General features: G+C 61.6%; 16 protein-coding genes and 1 pseudogene. 11 read left to right on the plus strand and 6 right to left on the minus strand.

Annotated elements, in window-relative coordinates; all coding sequences use genetic code 11:
* Nucleotides 1-514: 514 nt before the first annotated feature.
* A complete protein-coding gene (locus tag PQG80_RS25585; RefSeq protein WP_271754541.1) occupies nucleotides 515-1075 on the minus strand; it encodes a GNAT family N-acetyltransferase in 561 nt (186 codons plus the stop codon).
* Between the two features lie 132 nt (nucleotides 1076-1207).
* On the opposite strand from PQG80_RS25585, the gene PQG80_RS25590 reads away from it, so the two are divergent.
* The 3 genes from PQG80_RS25590 to PQG80_RS25600 all read left to right on the plus strand — a co-directional run bounded on the left by PQG80_RS25590 (nucleotide 1208) and on the right by PQG80_RS25600 (nucleotide 3390).
* Entirely contained in the window at nucleotides 1208-1945 is a 738-nt protein-coding gene (locus PQG80_RS25590; RefSeq protein WP_271754542.1) for a spermidine synthase, read from the plus strand.
* Nucleotides 1946-2122: 177 nt separating this feature from the next.
* Complete coding sequence (locus PQG80_RS25595) at nucleotides 2123-3082, plus strand: hypothetical protein (protein ID WP_271754543.1); 960 nt, start codon at nucleotides 2123-2125, stop codon at nucleotides 3080-3082.
* Between the two features lie 71 nt (nucleotides 3083-3153).
* The gene (locus PQG80_RS25600; protein ID WP_271754544.1) at nucleotides 3154-3390 is read left to right on the plus strand and encodes an NHLP leader peptide family RiPP precursor; all 237 of its coding nucleotides are present in this window, start codon (nucleotides 3154-3156) and stop codon (nucleotides 3388-3390) included.
* On the opposite strand, the gene PQG80_RS25605 is transcribed toward PQG80_RS25600, so the two are convergent.
* Both PQG80_RS25605 and PQG80_RS25610 read right to left on the minus strand, forming a co-directional pair.
* Complete coding sequence (locus tag PQG80_RS25605; RefSeq protein WP_271754545.1) at nucleotides 3367-5307, minus strand: sensor histidine kinase; 1941 nt, start codon at nucleotides 5305-5307, stop codon at nucleotides 3367-3369. The genes PQG80_RS25600 and PQG80_RS25605 overlap by 24 nt on opposite strands.
* Before the next feature lie 144 nt (nucleotides 5308-5451).
* Complete coding sequence (locus tag PQG80_RS25610; RefSeq protein ID WP_271754546.1) at nucleotides 5452-6411, minus strand: MerR family transcriptional regulator; 960 nt, start codon at nucleotides 6409-6411, stop codon at nucleotides 5452-5454.
* A 268-nt stretch (nucleotides 6412-6679) separates the two neighbouring features.
* On the opposite strand from PQG80_RS25610, the pseudogene PQG80_RS28920 reads away from it, so the two are divergent.
* The 3 genes and pseudogenes from PQG80_RS28920 to PQG80_RS25620 form a co-directional block, all read left to right on the plus strand.
* Nucleotides 6680-7006, plus strand: a pseudogene (locus tag PQG80_RS28920) (PAS domain-containing protein); the annotation flags it as partial.
* 189 nt (nucleotides 7007-7195) lie between these two features.
* Nucleotides 7196-7534, plus strand: a complete 339-nt coding sequence (locus tag PQG80_RS28925; protein WP_432432808.1) for a methyl-accepting chemotaxis protein — start codon at nucleotides 7196-7198, stop codon at nucleotides 7532-7534.
* Between the two features lie 118 nt (nucleotides 7535-7652).
* Nucleotides 7653-9092 (plus strand): HD-GYP domain-containing protein, encoded by a 1440-nt coding sequence (locus tag PQG80_RS25620; protein ID WP_271754548.1) that lies wholly within the window; start codon nucleotides 7653-7655, stop codon nucleotides 9090-9092.
* 72 nt (nucleotides 9093-9164) lie between these two features.
* Here PQG80_RS25620 and PQG80_RS25625 read toward each other — a convergent pair whose 3' ends face one another.
* Complete coding sequence (locus PQG80_RS25625) at nucleotides 9165-10022, minus strand: aldo/keto reductase (RefSeq protein WP_271754549.1); 858 nt, start codon at nucleotides 10020-10022, stop codon at nucleotides 9165-9167.
* A gap of 30 nt (nucleotides 10023-10052) precedes the next feature.
* Complete coding sequence (locus tag PQG80_RS25630; RefSeq protein WP_271754551.1) at nucleotides 10053-11279, minus strand: MFS transporter; 1227 nt, start codon at nucleotides 11277-11279, stop codon at nucleotides 10053-10055.
* Nucleotides 11280-11421: 142 nt separating this feature from the next.
* On the opposite strand from PQG80_RS25630, the gene PQG80_RS25635 reads away from it, so the two are divergent.
* Together PQG80_RS25635 and rlmN are read left to right on the plus strand one after the other, a co-directional pair.
* Nucleotides 11422-11781: a winged helix-turn-helix transcriptional regulator gene (locus tag PQG80_RS25635; protein ID WP_217593381.1), complete on the plus strand. Its 360-nt coding sequence runs from the start codon at nucleotides 11422-11424 to the stop codon at nucleotides 11779-11781.
* Between the two features lie 16 nt (nucleotides 11782-11797).
* Nucleotides 11798-12865 carry a dual-specificity RNA methyltransferase RlmN gene (gene rlmN, locus PQG80_RS25640; protein ID WP_271754552.1) on the plus strand — a complete coding sequence of 356 codons (1068 nt, stop codon included), beginning with the start codon at nucleotides 11798-11800 and terminating at the stop codon, nucleotides 12863-12865.
* Between the two features lie 70 nt (nucleotides 12866-12935).
* Here rlmN and PQG80_RS25645 read toward each other — a convergent pair whose 3' ends face one another.
* Nucleotides 12936-13808 (minus strand): AraC family transcriptional regulator, encoded by an 873-nt coding sequence (locus tag PQG80_RS25645; protein WP_271754553.1) that lies wholly within the window; start codon nucleotides 13806-13808, stop codon nucleotides 12936-12938.
* 194 nt (nucleotides 13809-14002) lie between these two features.
* Between PQG80_RS25645 and PQG80_RS25650 the strand changes: the two genes are divergently transcribed.
* The 3 genes from PQG80_RS25650 to PQG80_RS28930 form a co-directional block, all read left to right on the plus strand.
* Complete coding sequence (locus PQG80_RS25650) at nucleotides 14003-17065, plus strand: ATP-binding protein (RefSeq protein ID WP_271754555.1); 3063 nt, start codon at nucleotides 14003-14005, stop codon at nucleotides 17063-17065.
* The gene (locus tag PQG80_RS25655; protein WP_271754556.1) at nucleotides 17062-18132 is read left to right on the plus strand and encodes a response regulator; all 1071 of its coding nucleotides are present in this window, start codon (nucleotides 17062-17064) and stop codon (nucleotides 18130-18132) included. The genes PQG80_RS25650 and PQG80_RS25655 overlap by 4 nt, the downstream gene beginning before the upstream one ends.
* Before the next feature lie 1244 nt (nucleotides 18133-19376).
* The coding region (locus PQG80_RS28930) for a DNRLRE domain-containing protein (RefSeq protein ID WP_432432809.1) at nucleotides 19377-21191 on the plus strand (1815 nt) is incomplete at its 3' end.

Genomic DNA, 21191 nt, shown 5'->3' on the forward strand with positions numbered 1-21191 from the left:
GTCCCCGCGAGGAGATAAGCGCATTTGGACACTAACGCCTGCGCGCCAGACGGTCCCCGCGAGGAGATAAGTGCATCCGGGCACTAACGCCCGCGCGCTGGGCGGTTTCCGCGAGGAGATAAGCGCATCCGGGCACTAACGCCCGCACTCCAGGCGGTTTCCGCGAGGAGATAAGCGCATCCGGGAACTAACGCCTGCGCTCCAGGCGGTTTCCGCGAGGAGATAAGTGCATCCGGGCACTAACGCCCGCGCTCCAGGCCGTTTCCGCGAGGAGATAAGCGCATCTGGGCACTAACGCCCGTGCGCCAGGCGGTTTCCGCCAGAGATAAGCGCATCTGGGCACTAACGCCCGTACACCGGGACGTTTCCGCGAGGAGATAAGCGCGTCCGGTCTCTAACGCCCGCACTCCAGGCGGTTTCCGCGAGAGATAGGCGCATCCGGTCACTAACGCCCGCCCACCACTCCGCCCACGGCGCCGTCGACGCGTCAGCCCACACGTCAGCAGCCCAACACTTAGTTGAACAGCAAAGCAAGCATGATCACGTCCATGAACTGCCGGGTCGCCTCGTGCATCAAGTAATGCCTCAGCAGGCCTTCCTCCTGGAAGCCCAACTTCTTCAGCACCTGGAGCGACGCCGCGTTGTCCGGGTGGACTTCGGCCTGGACGCGGTGCGGTCCGACGCGAGCGCGGCTGAAGTCGAGGACGGCACGCACCGCCTCCGAGGTGATGCCGCGGTTCCAGAAGCGCGGCTTCAGCTCGTAGCCCAGCGCCAGCGGATACCGCGGCAGGTCCTCGAAGCTACCCCGCGTCGGCATCAGCGTTACGGTGCCGATCAGCGGCTGCCGCCCCAGCAGCGTTACGCCCCAGGCGATGACGCGCTTGTCCGCGTAGCCTTGGCGCCAGCTCTCGATGATCGCCCGGGCGTCCGCGACAGAGGCGGGGCCGTGCCAGTCCTGCAGGCGGTTGACCTGCGGGTCCGCGCACAACGCGTACAGATCTTCGGCGTCCTCCGCCGTCACTTGGCGCAGCAGCAGGCGCTCCGTGCGGAGCGGGAAGAATTGCGGATCGCTCATGTTGTCACTGACCTTCGATCGTCGGAATGTATGCGGATCATTATAAGCCGCCAGCCTTAAAATAAAATGAAGAACGCCGTATACTTAATCCATCGAGGAACTGACAACGATGAGGAAGGGGGGCGGTACGCCATGCAGCTGATCGCGCACGAGAAGAGTCCGTACGGCGAATTGAGGGTCTTCGATACGACGGAGCTGTACGGCGAGCTCGGCAAGTTCCGTATTCTGCAGTTCGCGGACGGAGCCGTTCAAGGGGCGATCGACCTGAAGGATCCCTCGCGCGTCGTGCTGGCCTACCAGCGGGCGCTCGTCGGCCTCATGGACGCGATCCGTCCGTCCTTCGGACAGGCGTTCGTCATCGGGCACGGGGCGGGAACGATCGCGAGGCACTACGGCAGCGAGCGGGTTCGAGCGGCGGAGATCGACGCCTTGGTGGTGGAATGGAGCCGCGTCTACTTCGGCTGCCCGCACGATGGCGTCGCAATCGGTGACGGACGCGAGCTGCTCGCCGGAACCGAGGCGGGCAGCCTCGACTATGTCGTCGTGGATGCCTTTACAGCCGAAGGGACGCCGCCTCATCTGGCGACCCTGGAGTTTTATCGCCTGGCGCGGGATCGGCTGCGGGAAGGCGGCGCGATGCTGCTGAACGTCATCGGACGCGGCAAGGGGGACAAGCGAGTCGCCTCGATGCTGACGACGCTTCAGGCGGTTTTTCCTTACGCGACCGCGATATCGGCGGCCGGACGGGGCGGGGAGACCGGAACCAACCTGATCTTGATGGCCGGGCCACGGGAGCTTGCGCGCGTCGGCCTGCCGCGGGACTGCAAGCCGTCACACGTCCAGCCGGGTTATGTGCTCAGAGATCGCTGAATGATAGGTTCTTAGACATGGGAATAACGACTTAATATTTCTAGAATCTGTGAGCGCAGTTACAGAATTGTAGCGGGGCTTGCGGTATGATAGAACTACTGAACGCGCCTCCGCTCCGCTATGCCCGCATGTCGCGACTACGGATGATCGGCGCCCTACATACAGGAGGACTCTTCTATGAAGATCGTACAAGCCGAGCCGGACGTCGCGCGGGAGATCGGGAATATATTCGCGGAGGCCGCGGCTGGAGCGGATGCTTACCCGGGGCCGCTGGGCGCCGCCATCCGCGGGCTGGTCAAGCGGGCCGAGCCGACGGATCGGGACCGCAAGTCCAATTATATCGCGTTTATGCTGCCGTCGTGGATCGGAGAGCGGACGGGGGCCGATCCCGCGTTGTGCCGCGATCTGGCGGTGGGCAACGTATACGCGATGCTCCACTTCTTCCTGCTAGACGACGTCATGGACGGCGGCGACGCAGGTATGGAAGGCAGGCGCGCATTGGCGGTCGGCCAGCTGCTGCAAGCGCTGTTCACCGAGCGTTACGCCCGCCGCTTTCCGCCGGATTCCCCCCTTTGGGCGTACTACCGGACTTACCTGGCCGAGTGGGGCAATGCCGTCTCCGAGGAGGGCCTGCGGCGGGCGGACCCGCGTGACCCTCGCGCGCTCGCGCGCAAGTCGGCCCCGGTGAAGCTGGGCGCAACCGCGATTCTGCTGTCCGCGGGACTGCCGGAGCAGATTCGCGATACGGAAGAGGCCGTCGAGCTGGCGCTCGCTTCGCTGCAGCTGGCGGACGACTGGGCCGATTGGCGGGAGGATCTCAACGAAGAGCGGTGCAATGCCTTCCTGACGCTGGTGAGACGGGAGAGTCTGGCGCTGCCCGAAGATCAGCCGCTGCAGGAACGTCTTGTCCTGCAGGCGATCTACCGCAAGGGGGCGCTCGAGACGCTCGCCTCCATCGTGCTCGGCTACGGCGAACGGCTGGCTTCGCTGCCGCGCATCCCGCAGGGACTGCCGCGGTTCCAGCAGGAGATTCTGTCCGGCATCCTGCACGACGTCCAAGCAACCCGGGACGCGACGGACAAATTGGCTAGCGGTGGCGGATTTTCATATTTTTTATCAAAAATGAAAGAATTATAGGGACGAACCGCCTAGGAGTATGGTAGGATATGGGAAGATAGACCCAATCCTTTGAAAAGGCAGTGAATCCAATGTCCCTCGAAACGCTCAAGGTACAGGTAATCAAAAAAGCATGGGAAGATCCGGCATTCAAGGCGGAGCTGCTAGCCGACGCTAAAGCCGCGGTCAAAGCGGCGTTCGGTGTCGAGCTGCCGCAGGAGATCCAAGTGACGACCGTCGAAGAGTCCGCTTCGCACTACTATCTGGTCATCCCCCCCAATCCCGAGGATATCGGCAACGGCGAATCAAACGTCGAGGTTGTTTGGTAAGACATTTACCGGAACCGCCTCTTCGCTGACGGCGTCGCCGGCGACAGGGAGCCGGATCAACACTTCGGTTCCTTGTCCCTTGCGGCTCTTGAACTCGATCGTTCCCTTCATCACCTCGATGATGCGGAAGGTGACCATCGTCCCGAGGCCGGTCCCTTTCGACTTGGTCGAGAAATAGGGGACGCCCAGCTTGGCCACCTGCGCTTCGTCCATTCCTTCTCCGTTATCCTTGATCCATATGATGGCTTCGCCGTCTTCCTCGTAAGCGTTGATCTCGATATATCCGTCTTCCTTGAACGCCTCGATGCTGTTCTTCAGCAGGTTGATGAGCGCCTGCTTGAACTTGGACGAGCTGCCGATCACGGTAAGTCCCGGTTCCGCGTTGATGTGCAGCCTGCCTCCATGCATCGCCGCATGCGGCGCGATGATGACTTCGAGCTGCTCCAGCTCGTCCGCCAGATTCAGGGGCGAGACCGTCTCGAGCTCCGGCTTCGCGAAGGTCAAGAAGTCCGTTATAATCCCGGAGGCGCGATCCAGCTCGCTCACCGCGATGTTGAAGTGCTTTTTGCTCTCGTTGTCCCCCCGGCCCGCCAGCAGCTGCAGGAATCCGCGCGTGACCTGCAGCGGATTGCGCACTTCGTGCGCGACCGACGCGGCGAGGTCGCTGATGATCTTCAGCTTCTCCGTTCGTTCCAGCCGGTGGTTGAACAGCTCCAGGCGCTTGGAGTAAGAGAGCAGCATCCGGTAATCCGCCGATATGCGCCTCGCCAGGATGACCACGAGCCCTATGATGAGCAGGACGACCCCGATTTTCCAGAGAAACAGAATATAGCTCTTGCCGCTGGAATAATAAAGGACGAGATCGGTGACGCCCGAGAGCGCGAGCAGGAAGAGACATGCGGACAAGATAATGGCGTCGATGTTCTTGCGCAGCGCGTGGATAACGGACAGCACGGCGATAATGATCAGCTGGACCAGGATCAGGGACCCGAGCAGCGGATTGGTGAGTATGTAGTACAGATCGTAGTATCGCTCGTCCGTCGCCTTGTAGACGACGAAGGCCAGGCAGCAGAAGGCGGAGAAGCCCGCCTGCCACTTGCGGAATCTGGTGAAGAAGCGGAATCGGCCTCCTAGCACCTCGTCGACGTAATAACTAAGCGCGGGAAACAGCACGAACATCGAGAGGTCGAACAGCGATAAAAACAGATTGGCGTACGCCTTGTAATAGATGTAAAGCATCGGGGAATACACCGATATCAGCGTGCCGAGCGTCAGCGCGACCAGACAGAGCGAGATCCAGGAGCTGCGCTGGCGCCGGTTCAGGTAACTGGAGCAGATCAGCATGATCAGCGCCAGAAAGGAAATCGAACCGCCCAGCAGCAGGTCGGGCAGTTCCCTGCGGACGTAGCTCTCCTCCAGCGGGGAGAACTCCCCGACGCGGGCGCTCGCGATGAATCCCGCGCGCGTGCCGGTCGTAAGAATGCGGACGTCGATGTTCGTCTCCCGCTCGTAACTGCCCAAGGGCAGCAGCAGCCGGTTCACATGAAATTCGAAATCGCGCTCCGACGCGTAAAGCAGCTGGCCGTCCCGAAAGGCGGACAAGTTCAAGCCGTACAGCCGTCCGACCAACAGACCGGGGCGCTGCCAGCCGGTCGTCGGCGGCACCTGCAAGCGAATCCAAGCGCCCTGCATGCCGACAGGCAGGTCGACCAGCGGCGTGCCCGCCTTTGCGTCGATCCAATCGCCGCCGTCCGGGGGCGCCTGACCCGGCTGCTCGCCGTCGTGAATCCACATGACCTGCCAATGGTCGATCTTCGCCTCGGGTGCCGCCGCCCAGCTTGTTTTCGGCCCTATGATGAACAGCGCCGCGATTGCGGCCGCATACCACAACGCTGCGATTAAACGAACAGGTCTCATATTGCACCCCATCTTAACCTCATGATCCTTTGCATGGCTGCCGGAGGAAAAAGTTGCCTGCGTCCTACTAAAATTCGACAACATCAATCAAACTCCTGTAAGAAGCGCCACAACGACGGCTAAAACTTCGCGCGCGGTTAGGTCCTATTGCCCAGAGTCAAAGGTAAGCCGAAACCAAGTCTCCCAATCTACGCTGTCCTCGTAGTAGACGCCGTCCCATTGCCTCCGTCCCCCCGCCGGCGGGCCGAAGCCTGCGCCCCCGAGCAGGACGCGAAGCGCCGGATGCCGCGCGATCGCTTGCTCCAGCCAGACGGACAGCGCCTCGGCATGTCTGGGATCGGTGAGGGATATTGCCGCTGCCCGCACGTTCTTGGCTTCGATCGTCTGGCAGAGTCCCTCGTATGGCGTATCGGGGCCGAGGTAGATGACGTCGACGCCCTTTTTGCGGAGAAACAGGCTGAAGAGAAGCAGACCCAGATGGTGATGCTCGCCGGGCGGGCAGAAGGCGAGGGCGCTCGGCAATCGCGGATCGACCGGAAGCGACCGGAAAACCTGTAAAAAACGCTGCAGCACGAGCTGCGAGGCGAAATGCTCCTGGGCCACGGCGATCTTGCCGGATTCCCAATCGGTTCCGATCCGGACGAGGAGCGGGGCGAGTATCGCGTGGAACGTTTTCTCGTATCCGTATAGGGACAGCGCGAGGTCGATCGTCCTGTTCGCCTCGTCGGTATGAAAGCCGACCAAGGCGGGATACAGACGCTCCGCGATGTAAGTCTCGTTAAGCGCAGGCTGCGCAGTCATATTCCGTGCGGACGATAGTGCGGCGGCATTGGCGGAAAAAAAGGCCGTAGCGTTTGCCGAGCTGAATGCAGGAGCGGCGGACGCCTTTTGTTGCTTAAGCATCTGCGCGAGCTCCCCGATTTTCATCCCCTGCTCGTCCATCGACCGCTTGACCCACCTTAGCGTGGCGACATCCTCTTCGCTGTACAGACGGTGTCCGCCCGCGCTCCTGAGCGGACTGACGATGCGGTGGCGGGTCTCCCAGGCGCGCAGCGTGACGCCGGGAATGCCGAGCATGTCCGCGACTTTCTGAATGCTGTACATGATGCACCTCCACCCACATTATACATAAATGATACAAAAGTTCGGGGACAAGCCGAAAAAAATCAGCGGCGCTGAAGAAAACGGCGTCGAATAAACGCGGTACTTGTTGTGTTTGGTGTATAGATTGTGTACAATTAAAAACAAAACTTATACATATATTATACATGGCGTGCGGCCAGGGTAAAGGACGGGAAAATTCGGCATGAGGGAACGTACGCGGGTCGAGGAGCAATCGCAGGTGTTGGATGCAGGGGCCGTGCTTGACGCGATGGAACGGTCCCTGGCCATGATCGAGTTCGATATGGACGGCGTGGCGCTATGGGCCAACAGCCATTTCGCGAACGCGATGGGATACGATCGGGAGGAAATGAAAGGGATGCCGCATCGGCGGTTTTGCACGCCCGAGTACGCGGCGAGCGACGCCTATCGCGAGTTGTGGTCGAATCTGCGCGGCGGCAAGGCGTTCCAGGAGAAAATCCGGCGGGTCGCCAAGGACGGAAGACTGCTGTGGCTGGAAGCGACGTATATGCCGGTGCGGGGAGCGGACGGCGGCTACCGGGCCGTGATCAAGGTCGCGACGGATATCACGTCCCGCGAGGACGCCGCCGTCCGGCATGCCGAGGAACTGAAGCGCACGGCGCTCGAGCTGTCGGACCGGGCGGGCGAAGGCATCTCCAAGAGCGGCGAGATCGAGGCGGCCATCGGCCGTCTGAGCGCGGACGCGCAGGACAACCTCGAGCGGCTGCATCGGCTCGGGCGGCAGGCCGAAGCGATCCGCGGCATCGTGCGGGCGATCCGGGACGTGGCCTCGCAGACGCAGCTGCTCGCGTTGAACGCGGCCATCGAGGCCGCCCATGCGGGCGAATACGGCCGGGGGTTCGACGTCGTCGCCGCTGAAGTGCGCAAGCTCGCGGGCGAGGTTCAGGCAGCGGCCAAAAAAGCGAACGGCGAAGTGGAGGAGGTCGTGACGCGGATGGCGGAGATCGGCAGCGGGACGAAGCGGTCGCAGTCCTTGGTGGAGGAAGGCATGCGCAAACTTCAGGACGCGACGGATGCGTTTCGGCGCGTCGGCGATGCGGCGCTGCGCCTGGAAGAGCAGGCGAATGCGCCAGGCCGGCCCTGAGACGCCCTTCCCGGCGGCGCGGCGCGTATTTCAAGTATTTCCATTTTAGGCCTTGTGATTTATGATGGAGATAGATACAGGCCAAATGTCCCGGATCGGGGAAATGGAGAAACAGCCTATGAACGCACGCTCTCTGATTGGTCCGCTCGCCGCCTCGATCATTCCTTATCTCGCGTTCGTCATATTAAGCAGAAACCCGGGTCTGGACGCCGTATTCGTGCTGCCCGGCGCGCATTTCTACATCGTCAGCTCGGTCGCGCTGCTGGCGGCGATCGTCGCGATATTCGTCGGCGTCGCGGGCAGGCGCGTGCGCAATATCAAGGTGAGCTTCCTCGCGTTATCGTTTGTCTCGCTTGCGATCCTTTTTATGGTACACGGGCTGTCTACGCCTAATCTACTGCTGCATGTCACGCCTCTGCCGGGCATCAGCGCCCCGCTCAGCGTTCTGTTCGCCACCCTCTGGCTCTGGCTGTCCTCATGGCATTCGGACCATCCGTTGATTCGCTTTTTATCGCGCCGCGAACGTATCCTGCTGCCCCTATGGACCGTGCTGATCGCCGTTATCGGCACGACCGGACTGCTGCGTCCGGAGATCGTCGATTTCATCCCGCTTGACGTCGATCCGCTCAACGGCTCGATGACCGCGCTCGTGATCTTCGTGAACCTGATCACGGGCTATCGCTATTACCGCTCCTACTTATACTCCCGATTCCCCCTCGAGCTGGCGATCGTCTACAGCGCTGCCTGGCTGATCGCGGCCCAGCTTATCATGACCCAAGGCGTGCTGTGGCACGGCAGCTGGTGGCTGTATCATTTTCTCCTGCTGGCGGCGATGCTGGTCGTGCTGGCCGGACTATACCGCCAATATGCCTCCAAGCGCTCGCTCTCCGGCGCGATCAAGGGGCTGTTCACCACGGACCCGGTCGAGCGCATCACCAACGCGCTGCAGCCCAGCGTCCGCGCGCTCATGCTCGCGACGGAGAGCAAGGACCCGTATACGGCGGGTCACAACTTCCGCGTGACCCTGTACGCGCTCAAGATCGCCGAGCAGCTGCAGCTCGGGCCCGAGCAGCTGCGCGCCCTCGTGGGCGGCACGATCGTGCACGACGTGGGCAAGATCGAGACGCCCGACGCGGTGCTGAATAAGCCGGGACGGCTGACGCCCGAGGAGCGGGCCGTCATCGAGGAGCACCCCGTCCGCGGGTACGAGATGTGCCGCAATCTCGGGTTCATGGAGGAAGAGCTGGGCATCATCCGCTCGCACCACGAAAAGTGGAACGGAGAAGGCTACCCGGACCGGCTGGCCGGCGAGCGTATCCCGCGGATGGCGCGGATCGTGGCGGTCGCGGACGTGTACGACGCGCTGACGAGCAATCGGGCCTACCGGCCGGCGATGTCGCACGAGGAGGCGATGGCCATCCTGAACGCGAACAAGGGAACGCACTTCGAGCCGGCCTGCGTCGAGGCTTGGGAGCGGGCCTGCGAGGCGGATCCCGAGATGGCCCGGGAGGGCTCCGCGCTATGGGAGCGGGGAATCGGCAGGTCGGCGCTCGCTTAATGCGGCCCTCCGGCGAATAGAGAACGGCGCCGCTCCCCAGACGGGAAGCGGCGCCGTTCTGCTTGTTTATGCTTAAAAGTCGAAATTGTCGGGATCCGGCCCGACCCGTTCTCCGCGGTCCATTGCGGCGATCAGGCGATGATCCTCCTCGGTGAGCGAAAAGCCGAAGACGTCGGCGTTCTCGGCGATCCTGTGCGCGCGGGTCGACTTGGGGATGGTCGCTACGCCGATCTCAAGATCCCAGCGAAGGATTACTTGAGCGACGGACTTGCCGTTTCGGCTCGCAATCGCGGTCAGCGTCGGATCGTCCAGCAACCCTCCCTGCATAAGCGGGGACCAGGCCTCGATTCGAATGCCGCGCTCGGCGGCATAGGCCCGTAGCTCCGGCTGCTGCAGCCGCGGGTGCAGCTCGACCTGATCGACCATCGGCACGACGGTCGCTTCCTGCAGCAGATCCTCCAAGTGATGCACGTGGAAGTTGCTTACCCCGATCGCCTTGACTCGCCCTTCGGCATACAGCTTCTCGAGGGCGCGCCAAGCGACCTTGTATTTCCCCTCGACGGGCCAGTGGATCAGATAGAGATCCAGGTAATCCAGTCCGAGCTTGCGCAGGCTCGTCTCGTATGCGGCCAGCGTCTCCCCGTATCCGAGATCGGCATTCCATACCTTCGACGTGACGAACAGCGCTTCGCGGGCGAGTCCCGTCTCGGCGAGCGCCTCGCGGATGCCGGCGCCGACGCTTGTCTCGTTGTCATAGATCGCGGCCGTATCGATGCTGCGGTAACCCTGGACGATCGCTTCCTTGACGGCATTCGCCGCCTCGGCGCCCTCCGGCACCTTGAATACGCCAAGGCCCAGCCACGGCATGCGGACGCCGTTCGCGAGCGGGGAGGCGCTTTGAAGGTTGTAAATATCAGTGTGCGTAGTCATGATCTTGATAATCCCCCTGTCGGAAATGAATTAGTTCGAAGTAGCCGCGATCTGCGATCGGCTGTCGCGATTCGCGCGGGACTCCGCGTTCTCGAGACGCAGGCTTGCGGCCGTCAGCAGCACGGCGCCGGCGACCATGACGGCGCCGACCCACGGCGTATGCGAGACGCCGAGCCGATCCACCACGATGCCGCCCAGGAAGGCGCCGAGCGCAATGCCCGCGTTAAAGGCCGCGATATTCAGCGACGAGGCGAAGTCGACGGCGTTTTTGGCGTAACGCTCGGCCAGCATGACGACATAGAGCTGGAGTCCGGGCACGTTCATGAAGGCGAGCAGGCCCATGAGCAGTACGGTCGCCAGCCCGGCCGCGCGGTATGGCGCGGCGAAGTTCAACGCGAGCAGCACGATCGCCTGCAGGGCGAACATGACGAGCAGCGCCGGGACCGGGCGTTTATTCGCGGCTCGGCCGCCGACGACGTTGCCGATCGCGATCGCGATGCCGTAGAACAGCAGGATCAAGGCGATGGAAGACTCGCCGAATCCGGTTATATCCCGCAGAAGGGGGGACAAATAAGTGAAGACGACGAAGGTGCCTCCGTAGCCGAGCGCCGTGATGGAAAAGGCGAGGATCATCCGCCGGTTGCCCAGCATCGGCAGCTGATGCCGCAGCTTGGTCCGGGCGGCTCCGCGCAGTCCGGAGGGGACGAGGGCGAGATTCGCCGCGAGGGCGGCGATGCCGACGACCGCGATGGCCGCGAAGGCGGCGCGCCAGCCGAGATGCTGCCCGAGCAGCGTGCCGAGAGGCACGCCTGTCACCGTGGCGATCGTCAGGCCCGAGAACATCGTGGAGATGGCGCTGGCCCTGCGGTCCCGCGGCACGAGGTCCGCCGCGATCGTGGAGCCGACGGACATGAACACGCCGTGGGCGAAGGCGGAGAGCACGCGGGCGGCGAGCAGCGGGACGATGCCGCCGGAAGCGGCGGCCAAGACGTTGCCCGCGATGAAGACGACCATGATCCATAGGAGCAGCGTCTTGCGCGGCACGCCTGCCGCGAGCGAAGTAAGGATGGGCGCCCCGAACATCACGCCTAGCGCGTATAGCGTGACCGTTAGGCCCGCCATTGATTCCTTTATATGAAGATCATCCGCGATCAAGGGCAGCAGCCCGACGCTGATGAATTCGGTCGTGCCGATGGCGAACGCGCTCACCGCGAGCGCGAGCAGCGCGGCGGTGCTTTTTCTGGCGGTTAGCGTCATTTCATGAATCACTCCCGTAGTGGATATCCCGGCCGGTGAATGCTATTATGGATGAATGTTGCCCAAATGGACAGTACGTACTTTAAAGTGGTATAGGTACTAAAAAGTACCCATAGGGGCATGCGGAAGGAGGCTCATCGCGATGGCCAAGAAATACAATATATCCGTGGAAGCCACCCTCGAAGTGATCGGCGGCAAGTGGAAATGCGTCATCCTGTGTCATCTGACGCACGGCAAAAAGCGCACGAGCGAGCTCAAGCGCCTCATGCCCGCCATCACGCAGAAGATGCTCACCCAGCAGCTGCGCGAGCTCGAGGACGACGGCATCGTCAACCGGATCGTATATAACGAAGTGCCTCCGCGCGTGGAATACGAGCTCAGCGCTTACGGATGGAGCCTGAAGTCCATCCTGGACTCGTTGTGCAATTGGGGCGAACAGCATATCATCAAGGAATACGGGGATAAATACGCGGTGCTCGAAGACAATGTCCTGAACCGCTAGGAGAGAGGGAATGCATATGAACAAGCCATCGATATACGGCTTGCCTTACGATAAGCTCGCCGCATGGCTCGCCGAGCGCGGGTTCAGGAAGTCCCGCGCCGACCGGGTATGGGAGCAGCTATACAGGAGCCGCGTCTCGAGCTTTGCGGAGACGGCTCCCGCGCTCGAGCCGGCCTTGGCGGCGCTGCTCGAAGAGAGCTTCGCGCTGCGGACGATGACGGAGCACGTGAAGCAGCAGTCCGCGGACGGCACCGTGAAGTTTCTGTTCAAGCTGAGCGACGGCAATCTCATCGAGACGGTGCTGATGCGGCACAAGTTCGGCCTGTCCGTCTGCGTGACGACCCAGGTCGGCTGCAATATCGGCTGCAGCTTCTGCGCGAGCGGCCTGCTCGCCAAGAGCCGGGACCTGTCGGCGGGCGAGATCGCGGAGCAGATCATGCAGGTCCAGGCGCATCTCGACGCGGCCGGCAATGGGGAACGCGTCAGCCATATCGTCGTGATGGGCATCGGGGAGCCCTTCGACAACTACGACAATATGGCGGACTTCATCCGCGTCATGAAGGACCACAAGGGGCTGGCCATCGGGCCGCGCCATATTACCGTGTCCACGAGCGGTCTTGCCGGCAAGCTGCGGGAATTCGCGGACTCGGACCTGCAGACGAACCTGGCCGTGTCGCTCCATGCGCCGAACGACGAGCTCCGCACGCGTATCATGAAGATCAACCGCGCCATCCCGATCGCGAAGCTCATGGATGCGATCGACTACTACCTGGAGCGGACCAACCGCCGGCTGACGCTGGAGTATATCCTGCTGCGGGACGTGAACGATCGCAGGGAGCACGCCGAGGAGCTGGCCGATCTGATCGGCGAAGTCAGACGGAGCCAGGTGAACGTGAACCTCATCCCGTACAATCCGGTGGACGAGCACAGCCAGTATCAGCGCAGCGAGCAGGATGCGGTGCGGGGCTTCTACGACGCGCTCAAGAAGCGCGGCGTGAGCGTCAGCGTGCGGCTGGAGCACGGGGCCGACATCGACGCGGCCTGCGGGCAGCTGCGGAGCAAGCAGATCGCGGCTTCCGTGTGAATCGAAAAACCTCTCCGTCCAGGCTAGCCGCTTGGAAGGGGAGGTTTTTTTCGGTGCGTAGCGGGCAGGCTTAAGCGATGCCGGACTTAGATATCACGGGAATCCATACCTCGCAGCGATAATCATCCGCATTCGTATCCCCGGACGGGTACACCTCGAGCTCGGGCGCCTCCGCATGTTCGTACTCCGTAGAGGGGAACCATTCGCCGTAGATCCGCGACCATACCTTCTGAATCGAGGGGGTTACCGGGCCGACCGAAGGGAATACCGCCCAAGCGGCGGCCGGCACCGTCCAGTTCACGTAGCCTTCCGGCACGGCTGCGCCCGGATCGCTCTCTACGGCGACCAGGTAGGTGAGCCGTTCCTCGCCGGGAGGCATCGAGCAGATGCCGAGCAGCTCCCGCCCAGGACCGATCTCCGCCAGCGCGGCTAAGGTGCCGTCAGCATGGCATTCTCCCCAGAAGGCGGGAATCCGCCGATGGTTCTCGCCGTTATCCGTGCTTACTTTGATCGACCTGCCGATGACGTCGAACGCTTCTTTTTTTACGATGCGATAGTCCATGTCTTGGTCTCCCTTCAGCGATAGGTGGAAGGAGATGCGAGGGTGAGCCTTCAGCTCCGCCCCCGGACGGCGCGCCTCGGACGGCGAGATGCCGTGGACCTTGCGGAACGCCTTGGCGAACGACTCAGGCGATTCGTAGCCGAACCGGAGCGCGACATCCAGTACCTTGGCAGACGTCAGCGCCAGCTCCTGCGCGGCCAGCGTCAGCTTGCGCTTGCGTATATACTCCGCGATCGTCATGCCGGTCAGCATATGGAACATCCGCTGAAAATGATAGGGCGAGGCATAAGCGGTCTTCGCGATCTCCGCCATATCCAGCGGCTCCTTCAGCATCCGCTCCATACGGTCCAGCGCCAGCCGCATCCGCTCGAGCCAATCCATTCGCATTCCCCTTCCTGATTGCATCGTACTTTGTTTTCGTCGCCCACGCCTGTCATTGCGTGCGGACTTTGGTCCGGCGGGTACCCACCCATTGCTGCCTATATTATACTATCCATACAACGAAGACGGAGTCCGTCCTGCGGCGGCGCTCCGGTTTTTCCGCGCGGCGGGCGCGGACGAGGAGCGCGAAGGACATGGCGATAAGACGGCAACACGGGACGCTCTACGCGATGAGCGCGATACTGGCGGCATTTTTGATCGCATTGATCGTCAATTGGCTGAAGACGCCGACGGACTATCCGATGGCGCGAGGCGGCGTGCTGGACGCGAGAAATTGGGATTTTGCCCATCAAGGCACCCTGCCGCTTCGGGGAGAGTGGACGTTCTACGAGCGCGCGCTCCTTGAGCCCAAAGACATCGACGGCGCGCCTATGCGGGCCGCGCTTGTCCATGTGCCGAAGAGCCTATCCGGGGTCGTGAAGAGCGGCAAGGGCGACGGCTTCGGCACGTACCGATTGCGCGTGCTCGTGAGCAAGGCCGATCTGTACAGCATCCGCGCGAAAAAGGTACGCTTGTCCAGCCGGCTCTACATGAACGGCGCATATCTCGACGGCCAAGGCCGTCCGGCGCCGTCCTCCGGCTCGTTTATTCCGAGCAACGTGCCCGTGCTCGGTACCGTCGATGCCGCGGCCGGAACGGTGGATATTTTGATACAGGTTGCGAGCTTCGACAATCTGGCTGCGGGCGTGGCCCAGGCGCCGGAGTTCGGCCTGACCCGGGACGTGATGGACAGAAGGGACCAGGCTCGCCTGGCCGACATGATTCTGATCGCGTCGCTGCTGATGTTCGGACTCTACTACGCGGGGCTATATAGGCACTGGCGCCGAGATCCTCATTTGATGTACTTCAGCTTTTTTTGCCTGGCGCTGGCTTTGTTTTTCAGCATGGACAACGAGATCTTGCTTGCCACATTATTTCCGGCGTTCCCCTTCCTCCTGCTGCAGAAGATGTTGTTCGTGCTGCCGGCGCTCACGTTCGTTTTTTTCGTCCAATACATATACGCCTATATGGGAAGGAACCAGAGCCGGCTCGTTCGGCTGACGCCATGGCTGACCGCGGCTTACCTGTTATTCGTGCTGCTGCTGCCCAACCGTTACTATGGCGATATCGTCGGGCTTAACGCGCTGCTTCCGCTGGTTTTTTTCTATACGATCTTCGACGTCATTTTCAAGAACCGCGACCGCGGGGTACAAGGCAAAGGCTATATTCTGCTGGGCGTATTCTCTTTGATCGCCATGTGGGTATACGCCCAGTTTCGATATGTCTTCGCGCTGGATACGCCGTTTTACTTGATTTTCTCCCCTTTGCTGCTCGTGCTGTCGCAATCGCTGCTTATGACCGACCGGCTGCACGACGCTTATGTGAGGAACGAGAATCTCAACCGGCAACTGATAGCCTACGACCGGCAAAAGGACGAATTTCTGGCCAAGACGTCGCATGAGCTGAGGACGCCGCTGCACGGCATCATCAATCTGTCCCAGACGCTCCTGGACGACCGGGAACGCCCGCTGCATCCTTCGCACCGGGATAATATTCGTCTCCTGCATCAGGTCGGCCGGCGGCTGGCCAGCCTCGTGCACGATATTCTGGACATGAATAAGATCCGTTACGGCCAGCTCGCCATTCGGCAGAGGCCCGTCGATATCGAGATGTCGGTACGGTTCGTCATCCAGACGCTGTCCCTCGTCACGGACAAGCCGGAGGTGAAGCTCGTCATTGACGTGCCTGCCGGATTCCCCGCCGTATGGGCGGACGAGGATCGGCTCAGGCAGATTCTGCACAATCTCGTAGAGAACGCGCTGAAGTTCACCGCGCAAGGGACTATTCGCATAACGGCGGACGCGCGAGGCGGCCAAGCGGCGATATCGGTCGCGGATACGGGGAGCGGCATGCCGCCGGAGACGATGGCGGCGCTGTTCCGTCCCTTTACGAGCTTCGCGGAAGAAGGGGAGGGCTGGCGCAGCGGACAAGGGCTCGGGCTCAGCATCTCCAAGCAGCTTGCGGAGCTGCAGGGCGGCAAGCTGGAAGTAGAAACGGCGCTCGGAGCAGGCTCTACTTTTACCGTCACGCTGCCATTGGCTGCCGAAGGCGCGATTGCCGACAGCGGCAAGGCGGAGACGGCCGCTTCACTTAGCCCGGAACTTGCGACGGAGGTGTCTTCGGCGGGCCGGGAAGAGACAGGCGGGCGACCGGACGAGCAGCGCGGCATCCGTCTGCTGATCGTGGACGACGAGCCCTCCAACCGCAAGATTTTGAGCGACATGGCCGATTCGCTGCGGTACGGCTCCATCGTCGCAGGCGGCGGAAAAGAAGCGCTGACGGCCTTGCAGCGGTCTCCGAAGCCCGATCTGGTGCTGCTTGACCTGATGATGCCCGGCGTCTCCGGCCTCGACGTATGCCGGGAGATCCGCAAGCTCTACAGTCTGTCGGAGCTTCCGGTGCTGATGCTCACGGCATCCGGACAGACGGGGGACCTGATGGCGGCCTTCGAGGCCGGGGCCAACGATATTCTGCAGAAGCCGTTCGAGCTGGCGGAGCTGAGGGCGAGGCTGCAATCGCTGCTCGCCATGAAGCTCTCCTCCGCCGAGGCGGTCCGAAGAGAGATGGATTTTCTGCAGGCCCAGATCACGCCGCATTTCCTGTACAACAGTCTGAATGCGCTGGTCGGACTGAGCTATAAGGACGCGGAGAAGCTGAGGGAGACGATCCAGCATTTAAGCACATACCTGAGAGCCAAGTTCACTTTTATTTTCGACGGCGATCTTGTTCCGTTCGAGCGCGAACTAGAACTGGTCGAGGCCTATCTGGCCATCGAACGGCTGCGATTCGGCGAGCGTCTGCAAGTTCGCCTGCAGATCGAAGAAGGCTTCGATTGCCTGCTGCCTCCCCTCATTCTGCAGCCGATCGTCGAGAACGCCGTTCGGCACGGCATCGGCTCGAAGACGGAGCCTGGCACGGTGGAGATCGCGGCCCGCCGAACGGAGGACGGCGTCGAGATCGCGGTGACGGACAACGGCATCGGGATGAGCAAAGAGAAGCTGGACGCGCTGCAGGAAGGCCGTACCGGAGGCGTGGGAATCGCGAACGTGAATCGGAGACTCTCGATGCTGTACGGCCGGAAGCTCGATATCGCGAGCATACCGGGCGAAGGAACCCGCATTAGACTCCATCTGCCGGAGGATGAAGAGCCGAGATGAACATTGAGGCCGTATTAATCGACGATGAACAGATCGCATTGGATGTGCTGGAAATCCGGCTTCTGGAGATCGGAGGCGTGTCCGTCATAGGTAAATACCGCGAGGTATCCAAGGCGCTTAGCGAAGTACCGGCCCTTAAGCCGGGCATCATCTTCTTGGATATCGAGATGCCGGGCGAGAACGGACTGTCCGCCGCCGAATCGTTCAAGGCGCGCTGTCCGGAGGCGGAGATCGTCTTCGTCACCGCCCATGCGCAGTATGCGATCGACGCCTTCGACAGACAGGCGCTGGGCTACTTGCTGAAGCCGGTGGACAAAGGGCGTCTCGCCAAGACGCTGGAGCGGTACGCGGCGATCCGTTCGCTGCGCGCCGCCGGCAGGGATGCGGCGGATGCCGAACAGGCCGCGGCTCGCGAGGCTCGGGGCCGATTGCGGCTGCAGCTGCTCGGCAGCCTGGAGCTGTATGCCCATGACGGCCGGCTGTTGACCTGGCGCACCAAAAAAACGAAGGAGCTGTTCGCTTATTTATGGCACCAGCGGGGTCAGCCGGCTTATCGGTATCGGATTTTGGAGGACCTGTGGCCCGATTACTTGCAGGAGCCGGGCCAGCGCTTGTTTCATACGTCCTTATACAATTTGCGGAGCATGCTGAAGGCGGAAGGTTACCCGGATATCGTGCGGCACGGCGATGAGCGTTATTGGCTGGATTCGGCCGATATCGAGAGCGATGTCGAGCGACTGGAAGACCTGCTTGGCGGCAAAGCGCCGGAGCCGGGCGGCCTGTCGGCCTCGGGTCTGTACCGCGGCGATTATCTGGAGACGGAGCATTATGGCTGGGCGGATCAGCGTCGCTACGAGCTGCGGTCCGAATACGTTGCTTATTTAAGGCGGGCGTTGGCCTCTGTTCCGGAAGGGGACAAAGTCGCTCTATTGCGGAAGCTTGCCGAGCTGGAGCCGTACCGAAGCGAATACCATGAGCGTCTGATCGACGATCTTGAACGGCGGGGAGACCGGTCGGGCGCAGAAATCGCGCGCAGGCAGAGAGATCGGGCTTTGGGGGAGGAATGAGAGACGACTTTGCCGGGCCGTCCGGACAATAGGATAGCCTTCCGCAATCGCGGGCTTTCGGGAATGTTCGAAAAATGTTTAGAGCGGGTTCGTTATACTTGGTCCGCTTATTGCATTTTTGTCTAATCTTCCCGATGAGGTGAGCATCTGTGTCTATTTCTTCGCCATCCCGAGCACTGCTCAAAAAGCTGACGGCCGCAATATTAAGCGCGCTGCTGTTGTGCTGCGCCGTACAGCCCTACTCCGCGGCTGCGGAGCCCGTCTCCGCGCCTGCGTGGACTTCGATCGACGGAGGAGGCTCGATCGCGGATCCGTCAACCAACGGAAACCAGCCAAGCGATCCGAGCATCGCGGTCTGGAACAATGAACTGTACGCCGTATGGATGGAGACGGTTCAGATTAATTTTATGCAGCAAGTCAATCGAATTCGGGCCAAGAAGTGGACGGGCACCGAATGGCTGTCCGCGGACGGCGGAGTTCCATTAAACGTGGATCCGCTCAAAAATGCGAGCCTCCCGAGCCTGGCCGTCTATAAAGGCGAATTATATGCAATCTGGAGCGAGATCGGCGGCGCCGCAAGTACGGGCACGATCCGCGTCAAAAAATACGACGGGCAAGGGTGGACGTCCGCAGACGGCGGCGTGCCGCTCAGCGATGCCGGCACCGGCAACAACCGCTTCCCTGTCCTTATCGTATTCAAGGATGAGCTGTATGCGGGATGGATCGGCATCGACAGCGCGAGCGGCAATCCAGAGATTCAGATTAAGAGATATAACGGCACGGCCTGGACTGCGGACGCCTCGAACTTAGCGGTGAACGCGGGCGGGTTTGTATATGCGGTTCAATTCGCCATCTACAACGACAACCTGTACCTAGCGGCCAACGAGGATAAGACGACCGCCCCGATGTCTAAACACACCTTCGTCATGAAGCGTACGGGCAACGCCTCATGGACCAACGTATCCGGCTCTTCGGGCCTAAGCGACACCTCGAAGCCGTCCTCCAGCGTTACGATTCAGGCTTTTGACGGACGCCTCTACGCCGTGTGGCGCGACAGCAACACATCGTTGTTCAAAGTCAAAAGCTACGACGGCAGCGCCTGGAGCGATGTCGGGACCGGGACGCTGACGCTTCCGGCCAATATCAGAGCGCAGATTCCCCGCTTGGCCGTGTATAACGACAAATTGTATATGTCTTGGGTCGAGTACAACACAAGTACGTCCAGAATGTTTACCCGCGTACAGATGTACGACGGAACCGGCTGGACTGCGGCGGACAACGGCCTGAGCGGCAATGAGTCGAACGGCAAAGGCGGCCCGCTCGCGGTATCCGGCGATACGCTGTACCTGGTTTGGAGCAGCAGCATCTCTGGAATTCGGGCTTCGCAGTATCGGGCGGAGACGGCGCCCGCCACTCCGACGGGCTTGAAGGCCGAACCGGGAGACGGCGAAGTGTCGTTGAGCTGGGATGCCGGCAGTGGTACAGCAAGCTACGAGATCTATAAAGGGACGAGCAGCGGCAGCTACGATCCGACGCCGGTAGACACCGTCAGCGGCTCGACAGGCCGCTATACCGTCACGGGACTTGCGAACGGAACGACCTATTATTTTACCGTGCGCGCGGTCAACGGCGGCGGGAGCAGCGATTACGCCCAAGAGGCGTTCGCCACGGCGGGCGTTCTGCACGTCGGCGCATCCGCAGGCTGCGATTACAGATGGACGACCGATGCGGAGCAGGCCGCGCAGATTTGCAATTCCAATCCGCTGCAGGCAGGCACGTTCGTGGATTACGATGCGGATCTTGAGGTTTACAAGCACCGGATTACGAGGCAATCGGTTCTTAAGTTCAATCTCCCGGCTGCGGGCGCGCCCATCGCCTCGGCGCGGCTCAAATTTTTCGTGACGCAGCCGTTGGTATCCCCAGGCGCACCGGACGCTTCTGTCATTATTCATACGGGAGATTCGGCATGGGAACCGCAAGCGGTGAACAACGGTTCTATCGTACCGGCGCCTATGCCTGTGAATACGTCCGCTACTCCGAAGTATACGATCGGCGCGGATCCGAGGTGGTATACCATTGATGTCACCTCCACCGTATGGGACCAGTTGGATAACGGCAAGGAATCGATGGTCTTCATCATGAAAGGGACGGATACGGCGGACGACACGCTGATGTCGGGCTTTAGCTATCTTTCAAGCGGTTTTGCGCCCGAGCTTGAACTGACGTTCGGCACCCGGTCGCCGGCTCCAGCCCTGACGGGCCTCACTTGGGCGCCGGGAGGGACGCCTGGCACGACCAAGTTGACGGGCGCGGACGGCGATCCGCTGCTGCGGTACCTGGTCGGACCGGCCGGGCGATATTCGCAGCCGACGCTCGGAGCAGACGCGGCGGAGCTGGGGTATGCGCAGACGCTGAACCCGAATGAAGACATTCCCGTGACGATCGGGCAGCATATCTATGTGCTCCAGACGGATGATTCAGGCAAGACCGTAAAGTGGGCGGACGTGGCGGTGGAAGACAAGAACATCGCCGTCAGCCCGGATCCGCAGCCGGAGCCAGCGCCGGAGATCGTGGGATTTACCTGGGACAAGGGAAGCGAGCCGGGGACGACGAAGGTAACCCATCTGCCGTCCGACGCGACGTACAAATACGCCGTCGGCGCGGCAGGCACGAAGACACAGCCGAATGTAGGCGACGACGCGGCAGCAGCCGGCTACACGAACAGCCTGCTCTACAATGCCGACATTGCGGTAGAAAGCGGCGATCACATCTACGTGACGCTAGTAGATAGCGCCGGCAAGATCGTAAAGTGGGCGGACGTGGCGGTGGAAGACAAAAACATCGCCGTCAGCCCGGAACCGCAGCCGGAGCCAGCGCCGGAGATCGTCGGCTTTACCTGGGACAAGGGAAGCGAGCCGGGGACGACGAAGGTAACCCATCTGCCGGCCGACGCGACGTATAAATACGCCGTCGGCGCGGCAGGCACGAAGACACAGCCGAATGTAGGCGACGACGCGGCAGCAGCCGGCTACACGAACAGCCTGCTCTACAATGCCGAC

This window comes from Cohnella rhizoplanae (genome assembly GCF_948329515.1).
GTDB lineage: Bacteria > Bacillota > Bacilli > Paenibacillales > Paenibacillaceae > Cohnella > Cohnella rhizoplanae.